The organism is Burkholderia sp. BC1 (assembly GCF_052683555.1).
In genome coordinates this window covers 1-21135 of sequence record NZ_JBQYLP010000025.1, presented here as the reverse complement: position 1 = coordinate 21135, position 21135 = coordinate 1, and the positions used below count along the sequence as shown (strand labels likewise).

Here is a 21135-nt window from a genome sequence, read left to right as displayed (position 1 = left end):
GGACGATTCCCATGGACTATCTCGATCTCGGCCCGTATTCCAGTGCGTCGGGCACCGTGCGCCTGCCCGGCTCGAAGAGCATCTCGAACCGCGTGCTGCTGCTCGCCGCGCTCGCCGAAGGCGACACGACGATCACGAACCTGCTCGATTCCGACGATACGCGCGTGATGCTCGACGCGCTCGGCAAGCTCGGCGTGAAACTGGCGCGCGATGGCGACACGTGTGTCGTCAACGGCACGCGCGGCGCGTTTACGGCGAAGACGGCCGATCTGTTCCTCGGCAATGCGGGCACGGCCGTGCGGCCGCTGACGGCGGCGCTCGCGATCAACGGCGGCGACTATCGCGTGCACGGCGTGCCGCGCATGCACGAGCGGCCGATCGGCGATCTCGTCGACGGGCTGCGTCAGATCGGCGCGCAGATCGACTACGAGCAGAACGAAGGCTTTCCGCCGCTGCGGATCCGGCCCGCGACGATCTCGGTCGACGCGCCGATCCGCGTGCGCGGCGACGTGTCGAGCCAGTTCCTCACCGCGCTGCTGATGACGCTGCCGCTCGTGAAGGCGAAGGACGGCCGCAGCATCGTCGAGATCGACGGCGAACTGATCTCGAAGCCGTACATCGACATCACGATCCGGCTGATGGCGCGCTTCGGCGTGAACGTCGAGCGCGAAGGCTGGCAGCGCTTCACGGTGCCGGCCGGCGTGCGCTACCGCTCGCCGGGGCGGATCATGGTGGAGGGCGATGCGTCGTCGGCGTCGTACTTCCTCGCGGCCGGTGCGCTCGGCGGCGGCCCGCTGCGCGTCGAGGGCGTCGGGCGCGCGAGCATCCAGGGCGACGTGGGCTTCGCGAACGCGCTGATGCAGATGGGCGCGAACGTGACGATGGGCGACGACTGGATCGAGGTGCGCGGCATCGGCCACGACCACGGCAAGCTCGAGCCGATCGACATGGACTTCAATCTGATTCCCGACGCGGCGATGACGATCGCGGTCGCGGCGCTATTCGCGAACGGTACGAGCACGCTGCGCAACATCGCGAGCTGGCGCGTGAAGGAAACCGACCGCATCGCCGCGATGGCGACCGAACTGCGCAAGGTCGGCGCGACCGTCGAGGAGGGCGCCGACTATCTCGTCGTCACGCCGCCCGCGGCGCTCACGCCGAACGCCGCGATCGACACGTACGACGATCACCGGATGGCGATGTGCTTCTCGCTCGTCAGCCTCGGCGGCGTGCCTGTGCGGATCAACGATCCGAAGTGCGTCGGCAAGACGTTCCCCGACTATTTCGACCGCTTCGCCGCGCTCGCGAAGGCCTGACCGACTGACCTGATGAAATCCACCCGACCCTTTCACCCGACCCCCGTCATCACGATCGACGGCCCGACCGCTTCCGGCAAGGGCACCGTCGCGGCGCTGGTCGCCGCGCATCTCGGCTTTCACCTGCTCGACAGCGGCGCGCTGTATCGCCTCGCGGCGCTCGCGAGCATGCGTTACGACATCGCGGCCGAAGACGTCGACGCCCTTGTGAAACTGATCGACGATCTCCACATCACGTTTCGCGAAGGCTGTGCGCAGCTCGACGGCGTCGACGTGTCGAACGACATCCGTGCCGAGGCGGTCGGCAACCGCGCGTCGGCCATCGCGGTGCACGGGCCGGTGCGCACCGCGCTGGTGGCGCGCCAGCGCGCGTTCCGCAAGACGCCGGGCCTCGTCGCGGACGGCCGCGACATGGGCACCGTGATCTTTCCGGACGCGATGCTGAAGGTGTTCCTGACGGCCAGCGCGGAGGCACGCGCGGCCAGACGGCATAAGCAATTGATGCAAAAAGGTTTTTCTGCTAATATTGATGACTTGCTCCGGGATCTCCGCGAGCGCGACGCGCGCGACAGCAATCGCGCGGCCGCGCCGCTGAAGCCCGCGGCAGACGCCAAGCTGCTCGATACGTCGGCACTGTCGGTCGATGAAGCGGTCGACCAGGTGCTGCAGTGGTACCGGGCGCTCGGCCAGCCCACCTGATCCGGCGGGCGGCGGTAGGTGCTCCGCGCGCAAGCGCGGAGTGTGTGTTGAACCCTTAACCCCGTGTGGTTTTCGCTCTGGCCCTTTCAGTCAGCCATTCCGGCTGGCGCGGCACCGCGATCCACGCACAAACCGATTTTTATGTCCGACCTGCAAACCTCCAACCCGAATACCGAATCCTTTGCGGCTCTGTTCGAAGAGTCGCTGACCCGCCAAGACATGCGCGCCGGCGAAGTGATCTCCGCCGAAGTCGTGCGCGTCGACCACAACTTCGTGGTCGTCAATGCAGGCCTGAAGTCCGAGGCTTACATTCCGATCGAGGAATTCCTGAACGATCAGGGCGAGGTTGAGGTGCAGGCGGGCGATTTCGTGTCCGTCGCGATCGACGCACTCGAAAACGGCTACGGCGACACGATCCTGTCGCGCGACAAGGCGAAGCGCCTTGCATCGTGGCTGTCGCTGGAAAAGGCACTCGACAACAACGAACTCGTCACCGGCACGATCACCGGCAAGGTGAAGGGCGGCATGACCGTGATGGTCAACGGCATCCGCGCGTTCCTGCCGGGTTCGCTCGTCGACACGCGTCCGGTCAAGGACACGACGCCGTACGAAGGCAAGACGCTCGAGTTCCGCGTGATCAAGCTCGATCGCAAGCGTAACAACGTCGTGCTGTCGCGTCGTGCCGTGATCGAAGCGACGCAAGGCGAAGAGCGCGCGAAGCTGCTCGAAACGCTGAAGGAAGGCGCGATCGTCAACGGCGTGGTCAAGAACATCACCGACTACGGTGCGTTCGTCGACCTCGGCGGCATCGACGGCCTGCTGCACATCACCGACATCGCATGGCGTCGTGTGCGTCACCCGAGCGAAGTCCTGTCGGTCGGCCAGGAAGTCACCGCGAAGATCCTCAAGTTCGACCAAGAGAAGAACCGCGTGTCGCTCGGCATCAAGCAACTGGGCGACGATCCGTGGGAAGGCATCTCGCGCCGTTACCCGTCGGGCACGCGTCTGTTCGGCAAGGTCACGAACATCACCGACTACGGCGCATTCGTCGAAGTGGAATCGGGCATCGAAGGCCTGGTCCACGTGTCGGAAATGGACTGGACGAACAAGAACGTCGCACCGTCGAAGGTTGTCCAGCTCGGCGACGAAGTCGAAGTCATGGTCCTCGAGATCGACGAAGACCGTCGTCGTATCAGCCTCGGCATGAAGCAGTGCAAGCCGAATCCGTGGGATGACTTCAGCCGCAACTTCAAGAAGGGCGACAAGATCACGGGCGCAATCAAGTCGATCACCGACTTCGGCGTGTTCATCGGTCTGCCGGGCGGCATCGACGGCCTGGTCCACCTGTCGGACCTGTCGTGGAGCGAAGCCGGCGAAGAGGCCGTTCGCAAGTACAAGAAGGGCGACGAAGTCGAAGCGATCGTGCTCGGCATCGACGTCGAGAAGGAGCGCATTTCGCTCGGCATCAAGCAGCTCGAAGGCGACCCGTTCAGCAACTACGTTGCCATGAACGACAAGGGCTCGATCGTCGACGGCGTCGTGAAGTCGGTCGACGCGAAGGGTGCGGTCATCGCGCTGACGGGCGACATCGAAGGCTACCTGCGTGCGTCGGAAATCTCGCAGGATCGCGTCGAAGATGCGCGCAACGTGCTGAAGGAAGGCGACAAGGTCAACGCGATGGTGATCAACATCGATCGCAAGTCGCGCGGTATCAACCTGTCGATCAAGGCGAAGGATTCGGCCGAGCAGCAGGAAGCGATCCGCGGCCTGCAAGCCGACACCAGCGCTGCCGCGACCGGTACGACCAACCTCGGCGCGCTGCTGAAGGCGAAGCTCGACGGCCAGAACCAGTAAGCCTCACGAGGTCTGCTGAAGTATGACCAAATCCGAGTTGGTCGCGCAGCTGGCATCGCGATTTCCGCAACTTGTCCTCAAGGATGCGGATTTCGCGGTGAAGACGATGCTCGATGCGATGTCCGACGCTTTGTCGAAAGGGCATCGCATCGAAATTCGGGGTTTCGGCAGCTTCGGCCTCAACCGTCGTCCGGCGCGCGTCGGACGCAACCCGAAGTCGGGGGAGAAAGTGCAGGTGCCCGAGAAGTTCGTGCCGCACTTTAAGCCCGGCAAGGAGTTGCGTGAACGCGTCGACGGTCGCGCGGGCGAGCCGCTGAAGGCAGACGAGCCGGACGACGAGCGTTGAGCGTCGTGCGGCCGGCCCGGAACCCGTCCGGCAAAGGCTGAAGAAAAAAGCGCCCCTTCGTGGGCGCTTTTTTCGTTTCCGGCCGCCGTCGCGCAATAGCCGGCGCGCACGATCTGCGCTGACGCGCAAACGCTTCCTTTACAATACGGGTCGATTCGGCGCGGCGAAGGGGAGTCGCGCGCCGCGGCAAACCTCAACAAAGAGAGGGCTTCATGAAGTTTATCGTCTGGCTGATTCGGGTATTGGTGTTCGTGCTGCTGCTGGTGCTCGCACTGGCCAATACGCAGACGGCGACGTTGAATTTCCTTGCCGGCTATGCGTGGCAGGCGCCGCTGATCCTGATCGGGCTGGCGTTCTTCGGTGTCGGGCTGCTGGCCGGCCTGCTGTCCGCGTTGCCTGCGGTGTTTCGTCTGCGGCTCGAGAACGGCCGCCTGAAGCGCGATCTGCGCGCGGCGAGGGAAACGCCGGCCGTCGTCGATCAGCCGCCGATGCCGCCCGTCATTTAAACCCCGACACCGCGCGAGTCTCGCGCGGTTTTCGTCTCTGCTTCGATATTTCGCATGGATCTGGATTTCTGGTGGTTGCTCGCGATTCCGGTCGCTTTCGCGCTCGGTTGGGCGGCGTCCCGCTATGACCTGAAGAGTCTGCTGTCGGAGAGCGCGAACCTGCCGCGCTCGTATTTTCGCGGCCTGAACTTTCTGCTGAACGAACAACCGGACAAGGCGATCGACGCGTTCATCGAAGTCGCGAAGCTCGATCCCGAAACGGTCGAGCTGCACTTCGCGCTCGGCAACCTGTTCCGCCGCCGCGGCGAGACGGATCGCGCGATTCGCGTGCACCAGAACCTGCTGAGCCGCACCGACCTGCCCGTCAACGAGCGCGATCACGCGCTGTACGAACTCGGTCAGGACTTCCTGAAGGCCGGCCTGCTCGATCGCGCCGAGGAGGCGTTTCACAAGCTCGCCGACGGCGACTATGCGCTCGGTGCGCAGCGCGCGCTGCTGACGATCTACGAGATCGAGAAGGACTGGAACAAGTCGATCGATACCGCGAAGCGCATCGAATCGATGAGCGACAAGCCGCTCGGGACCGAAATCGCGCAGTTTCATTGCGAGCTCGCGCAGGATGCGCTGCAGCGCAAGAACGGCGCGGCGGCGGCCGAACAGCTGCGGCTCGCGCTCGCCGCGAACCCGCAGAACGTGCGCGCGACGATCCTGTCCGGCGATGCGGCCGACGCGGCCGGCGATCACGCGGCGGCAATCGAGCACTGGAAGCGCGTCGAAGCGCAGAATCCGGCCTATCTGCCGCTCGTCGCCGACAAGCTGATGAAGGCGTACATCGCGCTCGGCAAGGCGGCCGAGGGTGCGGAGCTGCTGATGGGCTACGTCGACCGCTATCCGTCGAACGACCTGCTCGACATCGCGTATCAGCACATCGCGGGCTTGCGCGGGCAGGACGCCGCGCATACGCTCGCGCGCACGCAGATGGAGAAGTCGCCGAATCTGTCCGGCATGCTGCATCTGCTCGATGCGCAGATCGCCGGCGCCGACGAGCCGCGGCGTAAGGAACTTGAAATGATGCGTGCGCTGATCAAGCAGCGCACCAAAAATCTGCCACGGTATACGTGCCAGAATTGCGGTTTCCGGGCGCGGCTCTTCTACTGGCAATGCCCGGGCTGCAGCGGCTGGGAAACCTATGCGCCGCGCCGCGTCGAACCTGCGATGCCGGGCTGATCCCGGCACACGGCGCCGACGCATCGCGGTCGTCGCCGGGCGAAGCCCGGCGGCCAAGTTAGTCTATTACCGGGAAGCACCGGAACATCTATGAAAATCACCATCATCGGCACGGGCTACGTCGGCCTCGTCACGGGCGCGTGTCTCGCGGAGATCGGCCACGACGTCTTCTGTCTCGACGTCGATCCGCGCAAGATCGAGATCCTCAACAACGGCGGCGTGCCGATCCACGAACCGGGGCTGCTCGAGATCATCGCGCGCAACCGCTCGGCCGGGCGCCTGCGTTTTTCGACCGATATCGAGGCCAGCGTCGCGCACGGCGAGATCCAGTTCATCGCGGTCGGCACGCCGCCCGACGAAGACGGCTCGGCCGACCTGCAATACGTGCTCGAAGCCGCGCGCAACATCGGCCGTCACATGACCGGCTTCAAGGTGATCGTCGACAAGTCGACGGTGCCGGTCGGCACCGCGCAGCGCGTGCGCGGCGTCGTCGAGGAAGCGCTCGCCGCGCGCGGCCTCGCGGGCAGCGTCGCGCATCGCTTCTCGGTCGTATCGAATCCCGAGTTCCTGAAGGAAGGTGCGGCGGTCGACGACTTCATGCGTCCGGACCGCATCATCATCGGCGTCGACGACGACGAGATGGGCACGGTCGCGCGCGAGAAGATGAAGAAGCTCTACGCGCCGTTCAACCGCAATCACGAGCGCACGATCTACATGGACGTGCGTTCGGCCGAATTCTCGAAATACGCGGCGAACGCGATGCTTGCGACGCGCATCTCGTTCATGAACGAGATGTCGAATCTCGCCGACAAGGTCGGCGCCGACATCGAGGCCGTGCGCCGCGGCATCGGTTCGGATCCGCGCATCGGCTATCACTTCCTGTACGCGGGCGTCGGCTATGGCGGTTCGTGCTTCCCGAAGGACGTGCAGGCGCTGATCCGCACCGCCGGTGAAAACGGCCAGCCGCTGCGCATTCTCGAAGCGGTCGAAGCGGCCAACCATGCGCAGAAGGACGTGCTGATCGGCAAGATCGAGCGGCGTTTCGGCGCGGATCTGAGCGGCCGCGAATTCGCCGTCTGGGGGCTCGCGTTCAAGCCGAACACCGACGACATGCGCGAGGCGCCGAGCCGCCGTCTGATCGCGGCGCTGCTCGCGCGCGGCGCGACCGTGCGCGCCTACGATCCGGTCGCGCTCGACGAGGCGCGGCGCGTGTTCGCGCTCGACCTCGGCGAAGGCTCGGACGCGCTCGCGCGGCTGCACTTCGTCGACACGCAGGACGCGGCGGTCATCGGCGCGGACGCGCTCGTGATCGTCACCGAATGGAAGGAATTCAAGAGTCCGGATTTCACGCGCCTGAAGGCCGAACTGAAGGCGCCGGTGATTTTCGACGGGCGCAACCTGTACGAGCCCGACGCAATGGCCGAGCTCGGCATCGACTACTACGCAATCGGGCGCCCCCATCTCGACCCGCAGGCCCACTCCCATGGATGAACGCACGATGACCACGCTTCGCGAAGTCGTTCCGGTTCCGCGCGACCAGATAGCTCGATCGCGCGTGCTCGTCGTCGGCGACGTGATGCTCGACCGCTACTGGTTCGGCAACGTCGACCGCATTTCGCCGGAAGCGCCGGTGCCCGTCGTGCACGTGCAGCGTCACGAGGAGCGGCTCGGCGGCGCGGCGAACGTCGCGCGCAACGCGGTGACGCTCGGCGGCCAGGCGGGCCTGCTCTGCGTGGTCGGCTGCGACGAGCCCGGCGAGCGCATCGTCGAGCTGCTCGACCATAGCGGCGTGACGCCGCATCTCGAGCGCGATCCGGCGCTGCCGACGACGATCAAGCTGCGCGTGCTCGCACGCCAGCAGCAGCTGCTGCGCGTCGACTTCGAATCGACGCCGACGCACGAAGTGCTGCTCGCGGGCCTCGCGCGCTTCGACACGCTGCTGCCGCAGCACGACGTCGTGCTGATGTCCGATTACGCGAAGGGCGGTCTCACGCACGTGACGACGATGATCGAGAAGGCGCGCGCGGCCGGCAAGCCCGTACTCGTCGATCCGAAGGGCGACGACTGGGCGCGCTATCGCGGCGCATCGCTGATCACGCCGAACCGCGCGGAATTGCGCGAGGTCGTCGGTCAGTGGAAATCGGAAGACGATCTGCGCGCGCGTGTCGCGAAGCTGCGCGCGGAGCTCGACATCGATGCGCTGCTGCTCACGCGTTCGGAAGAGGGGATGACGCTCTTTTCCGCGACGGGCGAGTTGCACGCGCCGGCGCTCGCACGCGAGGTGTTCGACGTGTCGGGCGCGGGCGACACGGTGATCGCGACGGTCGCGACCATGCTCGGCGCCGGCGTGCCGCTCGTCGATGCGGTGGTGCTCGCGAATCGCGCGGCCGGCATCGTGGTCGGCAAGCTCGGCACGGCCACGGTCGACTACGACGAACTGTTTCACTAAGCGAGTCGCGCCACGCGCGAACCGCTTCCTTTTCCAGGCAGGACGATCATGACTCTCATCGTCACCGGCGCGGCCGGTTTTATCGGCGCGAACATCGTCAAGGCGCTCAACGAGCGCGGCGAGACGCGCATCATCGCGGTCGACAACCTGACGCGCGCGGACAAATTCAAGAATCTCGTCGATTGCGAGATCGACGACTATCTCGACAAGACGGAATTCGTCGAGCGCTTCGCGCGCGGCGATTTCGGCAAGGTGCGTGCGGTGTTCCACGAAGGCGCCTGTTCGGACACGATGGAAACCGACGGCCGCTACATGATGGACAACAACTTCCGCTACAGCCGCGCCGTGCTCGACGCGTGCCTCGCGCAGGGCGCGCAGTTCCTGTATGCGTCGTCGGCGGCGATCTACGGCGGCTCGACGCGCTTCGTCGAAGAGCGCAGCGTCGAGGCGCCGCTGAACGTGTACGGCTATTCGAAGTTCCTGTTCGACCAGGTCGTGCGCCGCGTGCTGCCGAATGCGCAGAGCCAGATCGCGGGCTTCCGCTATTTCAACGTGTACGGCCCGCGCGAGACGCACAAGGGCCGCATGGCGTCGGTCGCGTTCCACAACTTCAACCAGTTCCGCGCGGAAGGCAAGGTGAAGCTGTTCGGCGAGTACAACGGCTATGCGGCGGGCGAGCAGACGCGCGATTTCGTGTCGGTCGAGGACGTCGCGAAGGTGAACCTGTTCTTCTTCGATCATCCGGAGAAATCGGGCATCTTCAACCTCGGCACCGGCCGCGCGCAGCCGTTCAACGACATCGCGTCGACGGTCGTGAACACGCTGCGCGCACTCGACAATCTGCCGCCGCTGACGCTGGCACAGCAGGTCGAGCAGGGGCTGATCGAATACGTGCCGTTCCCGGACGCGCTGCGCGGCAAGTACCAGTGCTTCACGCAGGCCGACCAGACGAAGCTGCGTGCGGCAGGCTACGATGCGCCGTTCCTGACCGTGCAGGAAGGCGTCGACCGCTACGTTCGTTGGCTGTCCGGCCAGGTTTAAGCGCGAGCGTTGCATCGCTAGACTGGGTCTCACGGTCGGCAGCCGCCGGCCGCTTTTCATCGGGAGATCCAGGACATGATCAGAAAGTGGTTTGCAGCGGCGGCGCTGTTCGGCGCATTCGCTTCCGCATGGGCTGCCGTCGACGTCAACAGCGCGAACGAAGACGCGCTGATGGGAATCAAGGGCATCGGTCCTGCGCGCGCGAAGGCGATTCTCGACGAGCGCGGCGCGCGCGGTCCGTTCAAGGATGCGGCCGATCTCGCGTCGCGCGTGAAAGGGATGGGCGGGCACACCGTCGAGCGCCTCCAGAAGGAGGGATTGACGGTGGGTGCGGTCGGCTCAGCTGCGGCCGGCTCAACTCCGGCTGGTTCGCCGGCGGCCGGCAAGGCCGCATCCGCATCGCCCGCCGCCGCAAAACCCGCAGGCGCAGCCACGCGCACGGCACAGAAGTAACGCGCCGGACGAAACGACAGGCTCCTTCAGTCGCCGTCGTTGCGACGGCTTCCCGCGGCATGCCGCGGGTTTTTTGCGTGGGCACGCTCGACGGGCGCACGCTGCGCGGCACGTCGCGTATTCCATCGTTGCAATGTGGGTTGCGGGCGCGGTGACGGGCGGTGGTTTACAATCGATCGATTGATCGGCCTCGCACTCACGGTATCTCCATGGCTTACAAAACTATCGAAGACACGATCGGCAACACGCCGCTCGTGCAACTGGTCCGCCTGCCGGACGACGAGATTCGCGCGCGCAACAACGTGATTCTCGCGAAGCTGGAGGGCAACAATCCGGCCGGGTCCGTGAAGGATCGCCCGGCACTGTCGATGATCAGCAAGGCCGAGGCACGCGGCCGCATCAAGCCGGGCGATACGCTGATCGAAGCGACGAGCGGCAACACCGGCATCGCGCTCGCGATGGCCGCCGCGATTCGTGGCTACAAGATGGTGCTGATCATGCCCGAGGATCTGTCGGTCGAGCGTCGGCAAAGCATGGCCGCGTACGGCGCCGAGATCATCCTGACGCCGGTGAAGGGCGGGATGGAACTGGCGCGCGATCTCGCGGAGCAGATGCAGCGCGAAGGCAAGGGCGTGATCCTCGATCAATTCGGCAATCCCGACAATCCGATCGCACACTACGAAGGCACCGGCCCGGAGATCTGGCGCGACACCGAAGGGCGCGTCACGCACTTCGTGTCCGCGATGGGCACGACGGGCACGATCATGGGCACGTCGCGCTATCTGAAGGAACAGAATCCGGCGATCGAGATCATCGGTGCGCAGCCGGAAGACGGCTCGCGCATTCCGGGCATTCGCAAGTGGCCGGAAGCCTATATGCCGACGATTTTCGATCGCAGCCGCGTCGACCGCGTCGAGAACGTGAGCCAGGCCGCAGCCGAAACGATGGCGCGCCGGCTCGCATCGGTCGAAGGCATTTTTGCCGGCATTTCGTCGGGCGGCGCATGCGAAGTCGCGATGCGCATCGCGCGTCAGGTCGAGAACGCGACGATCGTCTTCATCATCTGCGATCGCGGCGACCGCTATCTGTCCACCGGCGTGTTTCCGGCGTGACGCTGCGCGGCTCGCACGGGCCGCGCTTCAACAACAAAAAACGCCGCATGCAGCGGCGTTTTTTGTTGATGGCGGGCGGGATTACTGCGACGTCGACTGCGTGTCCGCATCGCTCGGCGGCAGTGCACCGCTCGCCTCCATCTGCGCCTTCACCGCTTCGCCGAGCTGATACACGGCGAGCGCATAGAAGAAGCTGCGGTTGTAACGCGTCAGCACGTAGAAATTCTTGAGGCCGAGCATGTATTCGGTCGCACTGCCTGGCGAGGGCAGGTCGACGACCGTAACGGGCGTGCCTGCTTCCGTCGTGATGTTGACCGTCGGCTCGTTCAGCGTCATGCCGGCGCGCAGCAGTTGCGACAGCGCCCAGTGCGGTTCCGGCTGACCGTCCGCGGCCGCCTGCGCGATGCCGAGGCTGCCCGTATCGGGCGTGATCTGCCACACCACGGGACGGTCGGTTTCCCAGCCGTGCTGCTTCAGATAGTTCGCAACGCTGCCGATCGCATCGGCCGGGCTGCTGCGCAGATCGACGCGCCCGGTGCCGTCGTAGTCGACCGCATAGTCGCGGATGCTGCTCGGCAGGAACTGCGGAATGCCGATCGCGCCCGTGTACGAGCCGAGCACGGTCGTCGGGTCGAGCTGGCTGTCGCGCGTCCACACGAGGAAATCCTCGAGGTTCTTGCGGAACGTCGCCTGACGGCTGTCGCGGTTCGGCGTGTCCGGATAGTCGAACGCGAGCGTCGTCAGCGCATCGAGCACGCGGAAGTTGCCCATGTAGCGGCCGTAGATCGTTTCGACGCCGATGATGCCGACGATCACTTCCGGCGGCACGCCGAACTCCTGCGACGCGCGCTGCAACGTCGCCTGGTTCGCCTTCCAGAACTTCACGCCCGCGTTGATGCGGATCGGCTCGATGAAGCGCGAGCGATAGACGCGCCAGTTCTTCACGGTCGGCGTCGGTGCGGGCCGCACGAGTTTGACGGCCGTCGCCGAGTAGCTGACGCGCGAGAACAGTGCATGCAGGCTCGCGGCGTCGAAACCGTTGCGGCTCGCCATGTCGTCGATGAACGCATCGATCTTCGGATTGTTCGCGTAGCGCTGCGGAACGATCTCTTCTTCGAAGGTCTGGCCCGGCTGTTGCGGCTGCGCCTGCGCGACGCGCATGCCGGGTTTCGCGGGCGCCGTCTGTGCGCCGGCGGGCGCCGCGCACAATGCGGCGACGGCAGCGACGACGAGCGGAAGGCGAGCGCGGAACAGCGCGGAGAGAAGGGCGGCAGGCTTGCTGAAATTCATGTCGAAGCGCTCGGACAGGGCGATTGTGTTCGGCGCAGTATACCCGACGCATCCCGCGCGCCGACGCGAAGCGGGCGCGCGATGTGGTAAGTTAGCGGCGAATTCGCGGCAGACGATGGACATCATTGAAGGAGACCTGCGGTGCATCCAGCGCTGCAGATGACACGTTATGGCAACCGCCTTCTATACGCACCCCGACTGCATGCTGCACGAGATGGGGCAGTGGCATCCGGAATGCCCGGCCCGGCTGTCGGCGATCCAGGATCAGCTGATCGCAAGCCGCATCGACGATCTGATCGTGCACGAAACGGCGCCGTTCGCGAGCGAAGTCGCGCTCGGCCGCGTGCATACGCAGGCGCACATCGACTATCTGCGCGGGCTGACGCCCGTCGACGGCTACGTCGAGATCGACCCCGATACGCTGATGAACCGCGACACGTGGCGCGCCGCATTGCGCGCGGCCGGCGCCGCGGTCGCGGCGACCGACGCGGTGATCGAGGGCCGCTACGCGAACGCGTTCTGCAGCGTGCGTCCGCCCGGCCATCATGCCGAGCCCGCGCGCGCGATGGGCTTCTGCTTCTTCAACAACGTCGCGGTCGCGGCGCGGCACGCGCTCGACGTGCACGGCCTCGAGCGCGTCGCGATCGTCGATTTCGACGTGCATCACGGCAACGGCACCGAGGCCGCGTTCGCGAACGACCCGCGCGTGCTGATGTGCAGCTTCTTCCAGCATCCGCTGTATCCGTTCTCGGGCGTCGATCATCAGGCGCCGAACATGGTGAACCTGCCGATGCCCGCGCGCAGCAACGGAATGGCGATTCGCGAGGCGGTCGACATGTTCTGGCTGCCGCGTCTCGACGCGTTCAAGCCGCAGATGCTGTTCGTATCCGCGGGCTTCGATGCGCATCGCGAGGACGACATCGGCAATCTCGGTCTCGTCGAAGCCGACTTTGAGTGGCTCACCGCACAGATCGTCGACGTTGCGCGCCGGCATGCGCAGGGCCGCATCGTCAGCTGTCTCGAGGGCGGCTACAACCTGTCGGCGCTCGGCCGCAGTGTCGTCGCGCATCTGCGCGTGCTCGCCGGCATCTGACGGCCCGCGCCCGGCGCGCACTCAGCGCGCCGGCACGCGCGCATCTATCCAGCCGATCAGCGCATCGATCACGCGCTCGCGCTCGATGTCGTTCATCGTTTCGTGAAATCCGCCTTCGTATAGCGTCAGCGTGCGGTCGGCCGAGCCGACGCGTGCGCCGAACGTGCGGCTGCCGTCCGGTTCGGTCAGCTTGTCCGCGGTGCCGTGGTAGACGAGCACCGGAACGCGCAGCGTATCGCGGCCGCGCTCGATGCGCGCCATCGCGTCGAGGATTTCCGCGCCCGTGCGCGCCGGCACGGGGCCGTGATGCACGAGCGGGTCCGCGCGATTCGCGGCGACGACGTCCGCGTCGCGGGACAGCAGCGCCGCGTCGATCCGGATCGCCGGGAAGGTCGGCCAGACCCGGCTGATCACGCGGCTGAGCGCGAGCATCCAGCGCGGCACGTCGCGGCCCGGCGCGAGCGCGGGGCTGGACAGCACGAGGCCGGCCAGCGTGCGCCCGCGCGCCGGCGCGCGCTCGATCGCGTACAGCGCGGCGATCGCGCCGCCCATGCTGTGGCCCATCAGGAACAGCGGCGTCGACGCGCGCGCGGCTTCGGCCACGAGCGCGTCGGCGTCGTCGAGGTATTCGTCGAAGCGCGCGACCCACGCGCGCTTGCCGGGCGAGCGGCCGTGGCCGCGCAGGTCGATCGCGAGCAGATCGATGCCGGCTGCGTTCAGGCGGGCTGCGAGCGGCGCGTAACGGCCCGCGTGTTCGGCCAGGCCGTGCAGCAGCGCGACCGTCGCGCGCGGCGCCGCCGCGCGGGCGTCGGCGGGCCAGCGGTACGACGCGAGCTCGAGTCCGTCCGCGGTGCGCAGCCGCCCGATGTGCGGCGCGGGCGCCGTGTGTGCGTCGGCCGGCGCCTCGGCCTGCGTGGTCGTGACCGTCATCTCGCGTGTCTCCCGTGGATTCGTCGGCGTGTCGGGATCATAGTCGCGCCGCCGCGTCGGCGCGCTCGCGGCGTTCCTCTAATATCGTGCGGTTATGAAAAGATCGAAATCGATTATTAAGTGGAATGAGACGTTTGCGGTAAAATCGCCGGCTATTCCAGATGCATCGGCGGCCGACTGGCGGGCCTGCTCGCCAGCCGGTCGCCGTTTTGTTTACATGATCGAATTACGCAATCTGTCGCAGCGTTTTCCGGGCCCGAACGGTTGGGTCGAAGCGCTGCACAACGTCAATCTGACGATTCCGCAGGGCGAGGTGTTCGGCATCATCGGCCGAAGCGGTGCCGGCAAGAGCACGCTCGTGCGCACCATCAACCTGCTCACGCGGCCGAGCGAAGGCAACGTGACGGTCGCGGGCCGCGATCTGACGCTGCTGTCGGCGGGCGAGCTGCGCGAGGCGCGCCGCCAGATCGGGATGATCTTCCAGCACTTCAATCTGCTGTCGTCGCGCACCGTGTTCGACAACGTCGCGCTGCCGCTCGAGCTCGCGGGCGCGAGCCGCGCCGAAATCGAGGCCGCGGTGCTGCCGCTGCTCGAGCTCGTCGGGCTGTCCGCGCAGAAGGACCGCTACCCGGCACAGATCAGCGGCGGCCAGAAACAGCGCGTCGGCATCGCGCGTGCGCTCGCGAGCAAGCCGAAGGTGCTGCTGTCCGACGAGGCGACGTCCGCGCTCGATCCGGAAACGACGCGCTCGATTCTCGACCTGCTCAAGCGGATCAACCGCGAGCTCGGGCTGACGATCGTGCTGATCACGCACCAGATGGAAGTGATCAAGCAGGTCTGCGATCGCGTCGCAGTGCTCGATGCCGGCCGCGTCGTCGAAGAGGGGCGCGTGATCGACGTGTTCCTGCAGCCGCATCATGAAGTCACGCGCGCGCTGATCGGCGACGTGATCGCGCAGGAGCTGCCGCCCGCGCTGAAGGCGCGCGTCGCCGAGCGGCTGAAGACGGGCAGCGGGCATCTGCTGCGCCTCGCGTTCACCGGGTCCGGCGTCGACCAGCCGATCCTGTCGGAGACGATCCGCCGCTACGAACTCGATTTCAATATCCTGCACGGCCAGATCGACGAGATCCAGGGGCAGGCGTTCGGTTCGCTCGCGGTGCTGGCCGGCGGCGAGCCGGGCAAGGTCGGACAGGCGCTCGCGTTCCTGCGCGAGCAAGGTGTGGTGGTCGAGGAGCTTTCGTATGTTGAGTGAGATGTTCGATATGTTCGTGCAGTCGTTCTGGGAGACGCTGATCATGGTCGGCATCTCCGGGGCGGTCGGCGCGCTCGTCGGGCTGCCGCTCGGCGTGCTGCTCTATCTGACCGACCGGCAGGGCGTGCTGCAGAACCTCGCGGTCAATCGCGTGCTCGGCGGTATCGTCAATGCGGTGCGCTCGACGCCGTTCATCATTCTGCTCGTGGCGGTGATTCCGTTTACGCGGCTCGTCACGGGCTCGTCGATCGGCACGGCCGCGGCGGTCGTGCCGCTGACGCTCGCGGCCGCGCCGTTCATCGCGCGGCTCGTCGAGACGGCGCTGCGCGAAGTCGATCGCGGGCTGATCGAAGCCGCGCAGTCGATGGGCGCGACGACGTCGCAGATCGTCTTCAAGGTTTTGCTGCCGGAATCGCTGCCGGGCATCGTCGCCGGGCTGACGATCACGTTCGTGTCGCTGGTCGGCTATTCGGCGATGGCAGGTGCGATCGGCGGCGGCGGGCTCGGCGATCTGGGCATCCGCTACGGCTATCAGCGCTATCTGCCGGAAGTGATGTGGACGGTCGTCGCGATCCTGATCGTGTTCGTGCAGGTCGTGCAGTCGTTCGGCGACTGGCTGGTCCGGCGCCTGAGCCACAAGTAAGCGACATTCATTCTCATCGGGGGAGACGATGCAACGACGCTTCATGCTGAAGTTCGCGGCGGCGCTCGGCGCAGCCGCGCTGTTCGCGGGCGCGCAAGCCGCGCAGGCCGAAACCATCAAGGTAGGCGTGACGGGCGGCCCGCACGCGCAGATCATGGAGGTCGTGAAGAAGGTCGCCGCAAAGAGCGGACTCGACGTGCGCATCGTCGAATTCTCCGACTACGTGCAGCCGAACGCGGCGCTCGCGGCCGGCGATCTCGACGCGAACAGCTATCAGCACGATCCGTATCTGCAGGCGCAGGTGAAGGACCGCGGCTACAAGCTGATCAAGGTCGCGGACACCGTCACGTTTCCGATGGGCATTTATTCGAAGCGCGTGAAATCGCTGGCCGAGCTGAAGCCCGGTGCGCGCGTCGCCATCCCGAACGATCCGACCAACGGCGGCCGCGCGCTGCTGTTGCTGCAGAAGCAGGGCGTGTTGAAGCTGCGCGCGGATGCGGGGCTCAAGGCGACGCCGCTCGACATCGTCGACAATCCGCGCAAGCTGAAGATCGTCGAGCTCGACGCGGCGCAGATTCCGCGTTCGCTCGGCGACGTCGACGCCGCGGCGATCAACACGAACTATGCGATGGAAGCGGGGCTGAAGCCGAAGCAGGACGCGATCGCGATCGAGGGTCCGAACGGCCCGTACGCGAACGTCATCGCGATCCGCGAGGCGGACCGCAACAAGCCGTGGGTCGCGAAGCTGGTCGCGGCCTATCATTCGCCGGAGGTGAAGCAGTTCATCGACGGCAAGTTCGGCGGCGCGGTGATCGCCGCCTGGTGACGCATTGCGTCTCGCGTGCCCGACGGTGATTAGAGTCGCTGATCGAAAACCCGGGCTTTGCGTCCGGGTTTTTTCTCTTTTAAAATAGAACGACCGTTCGCTATTGCCGGCGCGCCGCGGAGGAGCGTTATCCTCGACAGCCGCGATGGATTGGCCCGTTGGCCGCGCAGTCATGGGGCCTCGCTATAGAATGGCCTCTGGTCGTATTCGTAACTTTGGAGCGTGTGCATGAAAATCCTGGTGCCAGTGAAAAGAGTGGTCGATTACAACGTGAAGGTCCGCGTGAAGTCGGACAACACGGGCGTCGACATCGCGAACGTGAAGATGTCGATGAACCCGTTCGACGAAATCGCCGTTGAAGAAGCCGTGCGCCTGAAGGAAGCCGGCGTCGCGACCGAAGTGGTTGCGGTGTCGGTCGGTGTGGCGCAGGCGCAGGAAACGCTGCGCACGGCGCTCGCGATCGGTGCGGATCGCGCGATCCTCGTCGAGTCGAACGACGGCGTCGAGCCGCTGGCCGTGGCGAAGATCCTGAAGGCGCTCGTCGACAAGGAGCAGCCGCAACTCGTGATCCTCGGCAAGCAGGCGATCGACGACGATTCGAACCAGACCGGCCAGATGCTGGCCGCGCTGGCGGGTCTGCCGCAGGCGACGTTCGCATCGAAGGTGACGATCGCCGACGGCAAGGCGACGGTTGCACGCGAAGTGGACGGCGGCGCGGAAACGCTGTCGCTTCAACTGCCCGCAGTCGTCACCACGGATTTGCGTCTGAACGAGCCGCGCTACGTGACGCTGCCGAACATCATGAAGGCGAAGAAGAAGCCGCTGGAAACGGTGAAGCCGGAAGACCTCGGCGTGGATGTCGCGCCGCGTCTGAAGACGCTGAAGGTGGTCGAGCCGCCGAAGCGCGCGGCCGGCGTGAAGGTGCCGGACGTGAAGACGCTGGTCGAGAAGCTGAAGACCGAAGCCAAGGTGCTGTAAAGGGAGCGGAAAGAAATGACGATTCTGGTAATTGCAGAACACGACAACGCGTCGATCAAGGCCGCGACGCTGAACACGGTGGCGGCGGCGGCAAAGATCGGCGGCGACATTCACGTGCTGGTCGCGGGTCACAACGCGCAGGGCGCAGCCGATGCGGCCGCGAAGATCGCCGGCGTGGCGAAGGTGCTGCTGGCCGATGCCCCGCAGCTCGAAGCAGGCCTCGCGGAAAACGTCGAAGCGACCGCGCTGAACATCGCGAAGGACTATTCGCACATCCTCGCGCCGGCAACGGCCTACGGCAAGAACATCGCGCCGCGTATCGCCGCGAAGCTCGACGTCGCGCAGATCTCGGATATCACGGCGGTCGATTCGGCCGATACGTTCGAGCGCCCGATCTACGCCGGCAACGCGATCGCGACGGTGCAGTCGAGCGACCCGATCAAGGTCATTACGGTGCGTGCAACGGGTTTCGATCCGGTTGCAGCCGAAGGCGGCAGCGCATCGGTGGAGAAGATTGAAGCGGCGGCCGATGCAGGCGTGTCGCAGTTCGTGAGCCGCGAAGTGACGAAGCTGGACCGTCCGGAGCTGACCTCGGCGAGCATCATCGTGTCGGGCGGCCGCGGTCTGGGCAGCGGCGAGAACTATACGAAGGTGCTGGAGCCGCTGGCAGACAAGCTGTCGGCCGCACTCGGCGCCTCGCGCGCGGCAGTCGACGCGGGCTACGTGCCGAACGACTACCAGGTCGGCCAGACCGGCAAGATCGTCGCGCCGCAGCTGTACATCGCGGTCGGCATCTCGGGCGCGATCCAGCACTTGGCCGGCATGAAGGATTCGAAGGTGATCGTCGCGATCAACAAGGATCCCGAAGCACCGATCTTCAGCGTGGCCGACTATGGCCTTGTCGGCGATCTGTTTACGCTCGTGCCGGAGCTCGTCAGCGAGCTTGGCTGATGCGGCGTGACGCGACGCGGCGATAAGCAGCGTCAAGCAGCGAAACGAGGGGCGCGACGAGCGCCCCTTTTTCGTTTCGGCGGAAAGCGGCGGGGCGGTGGCGTGAATGTTCGTCGTGCCGTGCGTCTCGTCCGGCCAACAAAAAAGCGCCCTCAGGGGCGCTTTCTCGTCGCACGGCCGGCCGCTCGCGCGGCCGCCGCCGCTTATGCGTAGGCCGGACGCGTCTGGCCCGCGACTTCTTTCAGGTAGCGATGCACCGACAGGTCGTCCGCCTGGATCGCCGGCTTCTTGCCGGAGATCAGATCGGCGAGCAGCTGGCCGGAGCCGCACGACATCGTCCAGCCGAGCGTGCCGTGGCCCGTGTTCAGGAACAGGTTCGACACCGGCGTGCGGCCGACGATCGGCGTGCCGTCCGGCGTCATCGGGCGCAGGCCCGTCCAGAACGTGGCCTTCGACGTGTCGCCGCCGCCCGGGAACAGATCGTTCACGCACATTTCGAGCGTCTCGCGGCGTGCCGCGCGCAGCGTCTTGTCGAAGCCGACGATTTCCGCCATCCCGCCGACGCGGATGCGTTGGTCGAAACGCGTGATCGCGATCTTGTAGGTTTCGTCGAGCACCGTCGACACCGGCGCGGCCGCTTCGTCGACGATCGGCGCAGTGATCGAATAGCCCTTCAGCGGATAGACCGGGATCTTCATCAGATTCGCGACGAAATTCGTCGAGTACGAGCCGAGCGCGACCACGTACGCGTCGGCGCGCACCGTCTCGCTGCCGCACTGCACGCCGGCGATCTTGCCGCCCGCAATCGCGAGCCCGTCGATCGGCGTGTTGTAGCGGAACTTCACGCCGAGCGATTCGGCGAGCGCCGCGAGGCGCGTCGTGAACAGCTGGCAGTCGCCCGTTTCGTCACCCGGCAGACGCAGACCGCCGGTGAGCTTGTGCGAGACGGCCGCGAGCGCCGGTTCCGCGTTCTTCAGCTCGGCCGGCGACAGCAGTTCGAACGGCACGTTCGCTTCCCGCAGCACCGCGATGTCCTTCGCCGCGCCGTCGAGTTGCTGCTGCGTGCGGAACAGTTGCAGCGTGCCGCCCGTGCGGCCTTCGTACTGGATGCCGGTGTCGGCGCGCAGCGCCTGCAGGCAATCGCGGCTGTATTCGGCAAGGCGCACCATACGGCTCTTGTTGACCGCATAGCGCTCGGGCGTGCAGTTGCGCAGCATCTGCCACATCCACTGGAGCTGGAAGCGCGTGCCGTCGAGGCGGATCGCGAGCGGCGCATGCTTTTCGAACATCCACTTGACGGCCTTCAGCGGCACGCCGGGCGCGGCCCACGGCGCCGCATAGCCGGGCGAGATCTGGCCGGCATTCGCGAAGCTCGTCTCGAGCGCCGGGCCGGTTTCCCGGTCGATCACCGTGACCTCATGACCGGCGCGCGCGAGGTAATACGCGCTTGCCACGCCCACCACACCGCTGCCCAGAATGACGACTCGCATAGCTGCTCCCCATCGAAGAAATCAGCTCGAGGCCGGGCGCACCTGCGTCTCCGTGTAACCTCTGACTGATCTAGTTTTTTGCGCTATGGTATTGTCGAATCTGTAGGTTTTGTTATCGTATTTTTCAGGTTTTCAGCATAAACCAATGAGAACGCAACGCCAGCCAGTACGCACGCTCGACAAGCTCGACCGCCGCATCCTGAAACTGCTGCAGGAGGACGGCCGGATGGCGATGAAGGACCTCGCCGAGCAGGTCGGGCTGACCGTCACGCCGTGCATCGAGCGCGTGCGCCGCATGGAGCGCGACGGCGTGATCACGGGCTATCACGCGCGCGTCGATCCCGCGCAGCTCGGCGCGGCGCTGCTGGTGTTCGTCGAGATCACGCTCGGCCACAAGGGCGGCAACATGTTCGAGCAGTTCCGCCGTGAAGTCATGAAGATCGACGAGGTGCTCGAATGCCACCTCGTGTCGGGCGACTTCGACTATCTGATCAAGGCGCGCATCGGCGAGATGGCCGACTACCGGAAACTGCTCGGCGACATCCTGCTGCAGCTGCCGGGCGCCGTGCAGTCGAAGAGCTACGTCGTGATGGAAGAGATCAAGGAAACGCTGACGATTTCGGTCGGCGACTGAGTAACCGTCTACCAAGTCAAGCCTTATGGAGCGAATCGTCCCAAG

21 protein-coding genes are annotated in these 21135 nt (G+C 65.8%); 18 read left to right on the top strand and 3 right to left on the bottom strand.

Going from position 1 to position 21135, the window contains the following annotated elements; genetic code table 11:
* Positions 1-11: 11 nt before the first annotated feature.
* From aroA to cysM, 11 genes are all read left to right on the top strand, one after another.
* Positions 12-1316 carry a 3-phosphoshikimate 1-carboxyvinyltransferase gene (aroA, locus tag ACSHSS_RS14425; protein WP_175795096.1) on the top strand — a complete coding sequence of 435 codons (1305 nt, stop codon included), beginning with the start codon at positions 12-14 and terminating at the stop codon, positions 1314-1316.
* A 12-nt stretch (positions 1317-1328) separates the two neighbouring features.
* The gene (gene cmk / locus ACSHSS_RS14420) at positions 1329-2015 is read left to right on the top strand and encodes a (d)CMP kinase (RefSeq protein WP_445545154.1); all 687 of its coding nucleotides are present in this window, start codon (positions 1329-1331) and stop codon (positions 2013-2015) included.
* Positions 2016-2156: 141 nt separating this feature from the next.
* Positions 2157-3869, top strand: coding sequence for a 30S ribosomal protein S1 (rpsA, locus tag ACSHSS_RS14415; protein WP_006400727.1), 1713 nt, complete (start codon positions 2157-2159; stop codon positions 3867-3869).
* A 22-nt stretch (positions 3870-3891) separates the two neighbouring features.
* Entirely contained in the window at positions 3892-4215 is a 324-nt protein-coding gene (locus tag ACSHSS_RS14410; protein WP_006400726.1) for an integration host factor subunit beta, read from the top strand.
* A gap of 212 nt (positions 4216-4427) precedes the next feature.
* The gene (locus ACSHSS_RS14405) at positions 4428-4721 is read left to right on the top strand and encodes a lipopolysaccharide assembly protein LapA domain-containing protein (protein ID WP_006400723.1); all 294 of its coding nucleotides are present in this window, start codon (positions 4428-4430) and stop codon (positions 4719-4721) included.
* Positions 4722-4775: 54 nt separating this feature from the next.
* On the top strand, positions 4776-5948 hold the full coding sequence (gene lapB / locus ACSHSS_RS14400; RefSeq protein WP_217262497.1) for a lipopolysaccharide assembly protein LapB: 1173 nt from the start codon (positions 4776-4778) through the stop codon (positions 5946-5948).
* Positions 5949-6038: 90 nt separating this feature from the next.
* Positions 6039-7439 (top strand): UDP-glucose dehydrogenase family protein, encoded by a 1401-nt coding sequence (locus ACSHSS_RS14395; protein WP_445545153.1) that lies wholly within the window; start codon positions 6039-6041, stop codon positions 7437-7439.
* A gap of 7 nt (positions 7440-7446) precedes the next feature.
* On the top strand, positions 7447-8397 hold the full coding sequence (gene rfaE1 / locus ACSHSS_RS14390) for a D-glycero-beta-D-manno-heptose-7-phosphate kinase (protein WP_006413209.1): 951 nt from the start codon (positions 7447-7449) through the stop codon (positions 8395-8397).
* A 48-nt stretch (positions 8398-8445) separates the two neighbouring features.
* Positions 8446-9438 carry an ADP-glyceromanno-heptose 6-epimerase gene (gene rfaD / locus ACSHSS_RS14385; protein ID WP_006413206.1) on the top strand — a complete coding sequence of 331 codons (993 nt, stop codon included), beginning with the start codon at positions 8446-8448 and terminating at the stop codon, positions 9436-9438.
* A 75-nt stretch (positions 9439-9513) separates the two neighbouring features.
* Positions 9514-9891 (top strand): ComEA family DNA-binding protein, encoded by a 378-nt coding sequence (locus tag ACSHSS_RS14380; protein WP_445545152.1) that lies wholly within the window; start codon positions 9514-9516, stop codon positions 9889-9891.
* Between the two features lie 209 nt (positions 9892-10100).
* A complete protein-coding gene (gene cysM, locus ACSHSS_RS14375) occupies positions 10101-11003 on the top strand; it encodes a cysteine synthase CysM (protein WP_006413203.1) in 903 nt (300 codons plus the stop codon).
* Positions 11004-11084: 81 nt separating this feature from the next.
* Here the strand turns inward: cysM and mltB are convergent, their stop codons facing one another.
* Positions 11085-12419 carry a lytic murein transglycosylase B gene (gene mltB, locus ACSHSS_RS14370; protein ID WP_176158269.1) on the bottom strand — a complete coding sequence of 445 codons (1335 nt, stop codon included), beginning with the start codon at positions 12417-12419 and terminating at the stop codon, positions 11085-11087.
* A 43-nt stretch (positions 12420-12462) separates the two neighbouring features.
* Here mltB and ACSHSS_RS14365 point away from each other — a divergent pair, with 43 nt between their 5' ends.
* Positions 12463-13386 carry a histone deacetylase family protein gene (locus ACSHSS_RS14365; protein WP_006400715.1) on the top strand — a complete coding sequence of 308 codons (924 nt, stop codon included), beginning with the start codon at positions 12463-12465 and terminating at the stop codon, positions 13384-13386.
* A gap of 21 nt (positions 13387-13407) precedes the next feature.
* On the opposite strand, the gene ACSHSS_RS14360 is transcribed toward ACSHSS_RS14365, so the two are convergent.
* Complete coding sequence (locus tag ACSHSS_RS14360; RefSeq protein ID WP_445545151.1) at positions 13408-14316, bottom strand: alpha/beta hydrolase; 909 nt, start codon at positions 14314-14316, stop codon at positions 13408-13410.
* Positions 14317-14533: 217 nt separating this feature from the next.
* Here ACSHSS_RS14360 and ACSHSS_RS14355 point away from each other — a divergent pair, with 217 nt between their 5' ends.
* The 5 genes from ACSHSS_RS14355 to ACSHSS_RS14335 all read left to right on the top strand — a co-directional run bounded on the left by ACSHSS_RS14355 (position 14534) and on the right by ACSHSS_RS14335 (position 18966).
* Positions 14534-15568 carry a methionine ABC transporter ATP-binding protein gene (locus ACSHSS_RS14355; protein WP_006414351.1) on the top strand — a complete coding sequence of 345 codons (1035 nt, stop codon included), beginning with the start codon at positions 14534-14536 and terminating at the stop codon, positions 15566-15568.
* Positions 15558-16211, top strand: coding sequence for a methionine ABC transporter permease (locus ACSHSS_RS14350; RefSeq protein ID WP_217262500.1), 654 nt, complete (start codon positions 15558-15560; stop codon positions 16209-16211). Before ACSHSS_RS14355 ends, ACSHSS_RS14350 begins: the two co-directional genes overlap by 11 nt.
* A gap of 28 nt (positions 16212-16239) precedes the next feature.
* Entirely contained in the window at positions 16240-17037 is a 798-nt protein-coding gene (locus tag ACSHSS_RS14345; RefSeq protein ID WP_012213834.1) for a MetQ/NlpA family ABC transporter substrate-binding protein, read from the top strand.
* A gap of 228 nt (positions 17038-17265) precedes the next feature.
* Positions 17266-18015, top strand: a complete 750-nt coding sequence (locus ACSHSS_RS14340) for an electron transfer flavoprotein subunit beta/FixA family protein (RefSeq protein WP_039217101.1) — start codon at positions 17266-17268, stop codon at positions 18013-18015.
* 15 nt (positions 18016-18030) lie between these two features.
* Complete coding sequence (locus ACSHSS_RS14335; protein WP_060184410.1) at positions 18031-18966, top strand: electron transfer flavoprotein subunit alpha/FixB family protein; 936 nt, start codon at positions 18031-18033, stop codon at positions 18964-18966.
* A gap of 203 nt (positions 18967-19169) precedes the next feature.
* On the opposite strand, the gene ACSHSS_RS14330 is transcribed toward ACSHSS_RS14335, so the two are convergent.
* Positions 19170-20456: a D-amino acid dehydrogenase gene (locus ACSHSS_RS14330; RefSeq protein ID WP_006400707.1), complete on the bottom strand. Its 1287-nt coding sequence runs from the start codon at positions 20454-20456 to the stop codon at positions 19170-19172.
* Positions 20457-20601: 145 nt separating this feature from the next.
* Between ACSHSS_RS14330 and ACSHSS_RS14325 the strand changes: the two genes are divergently transcribed.
* Positions 20602-21090, top strand: a complete 489-nt coding sequence (locus ACSHSS_RS14325; RefSeq protein WP_006400706.1) for a winged helix-turn-helix transcriptional regulator — start codon at positions 20602-20604, stop codon at positions 21088-21090.
* Positions 21091-21135 lie beyond the last annotated feature (45 nt).

What these genes read in the sequence shown, in the direction of transcription:
- lapB (WP_217262497.1), top strand. Translation starts at nt 4,776, where the DNA reads ATGGATCTGGATTTCTGGTGGTTGCTCGCGATTCCGGTCGCTTTCGCG.
- cmk (WP_445545154.1), top strand. Translation starts at nt 1,329, where the DNA reads ATGAAATCCACCCGACCCTTTCACCCGACCCCCGTCATCACGATCGAC.
- rfaE1 (WP_006413209.1), top strand. Translation starts at nt 7,447, where the DNA reads ATGACCACGCTTCGCGAAGTCGTTCCGGTTCCGCGCGACCAGATAGCT.
- ACSHSS_RS14410 (WP_006400726.1), top strand. Translation starts at nt 3,892, where the DNA reads ATGACCAAATCCGAGTTGGTCGCGCAGCTGGCATCGCGATTTCCGCAA.
- ACSHSS_RS14340 (WP_039217101.1), top strand. Translation starts at nt 17,266, where the DNA reads ATGAAAATCCTGGTGCCAGTGAAAAGAGTGGTCGATTACAACGTGAAG.
- ACSHSS_RS14380 (WP_445545152.1), top strand. Translation starts at nt 9,514, where the DNA reads ATGATCAGAAAGTGGTTTGCAGCGGCGGCGCTGTTCGGCGCATTCGCT.
- ACSHSS_RS14335 (WP_060184410.1), top strand. Translation starts at nt 18,031, where the DNA reads ATGACGATTCTGGTAATTGCAGAACACGACAACGCGTCGATCAAGGCC.
- rpsA (WP_006400727.1), top strand. Translation starts at nt 2,157, where the DNA reads ATGTCCGACCTGCAAACCTCCAACCCGAATACCGAATCCTTTGCGGCT.
- ACSHSS_RS14350 (WP_217262500.1), top strand. Translation starts at nt 15,558, where the DNA reads ATGTTGAGTGAGATGTTCGATATGTTCGTGCAGTCGTTCTGGGAGACG.
- ACSHSS_RS14395 (WP_445545153.1), top strand. Translation starts at nt 6,039, where the DNA reads ATGAAAATCACCATCATCGGCACGGGCTACGTCGGCCTCGTCACGGGC.
- aroA (WP_175795096.1), top strand. Translation starts at nt 12, where the DNA reads ATGGACTATCTCGATCTCGGCCCGTATTCCAGTGCGTCGGGCACCGTG.
- mltB (WP_176158269.1), bottom strand. Translation starts at nt 12,419, where the DNA reads ATGATGTCCATCGTCTGCCGCGAATTCGCCGCTAACTTACCACATCGC.
- ACSHSS_RS14330 (WP_006400707.1), bottom strand. Translation starts at nt 20,456, where the DNA reads ATGCGAGTCGTCATTCTGGGCAGCGGTGTGGTGGGCGTGGCAAGCGCG.
- ACSHSS_RS14355 (WP_006414351.1), top strand. Translation starts at nt 14,534, where the DNA reads ATGATCGAATTACGCAATCTGTCGCAGCGTTTTCCGGGCCCGAACGGT.
- rfaD (WP_006413206.1), top strand. Translation starts at nt 8,446, where the DNA reads ATGACTCTCATCGTCACCGGCGCGGCCGGTTTTATCGGCGCGAACATC.
- cysM (WP_006413203.1), top strand. Translation starts at nt 10,101, where the DNA reads ATGGCTTACAAAACTATCGAAGACACGATCGGCAACACGCCGCTCGTG.
- ACSHSS_RS14365 (WP_006400715.1), top strand. Translation starts at nt 12,463, where the DNA reads ATGGCAACCGCCTTCTATACGCACCCCGACTGCATGCTGCACGAGATG.
- ACSHSS_RS14325 (WP_006400706.1), top strand. Translation starts at nt 20,602, where the DNA reads ATGAGAACGCAACGCCAGCCAGTACGCACGCTCGACAAGCTCGACCGC.
- ACSHSS_RS14405 (WP_006400723.1), top strand. Translation starts at nt 4,428, where the DNA reads ATGAAGTTTATCGTCTGGCTGATTCGGGTATTGGTGTTCGTGCTGCTG.
- ACSHSS_RS14345 (WP_012213834.1), top strand. Translation starts at nt 16,240, where the DNA reads ATGCAACGACGCTTCATGCTGAAGTTCGCGGCGGCGCTCGGCGCAGCC.
- ACSHSS_RS14360 (WP_445545151.1), bottom strand. Translation starts at nt 14,316, where the DNA reads ATGACGGTCACGACCACGCAGGCCGAGGCGCCGGCCGACGCACACACG.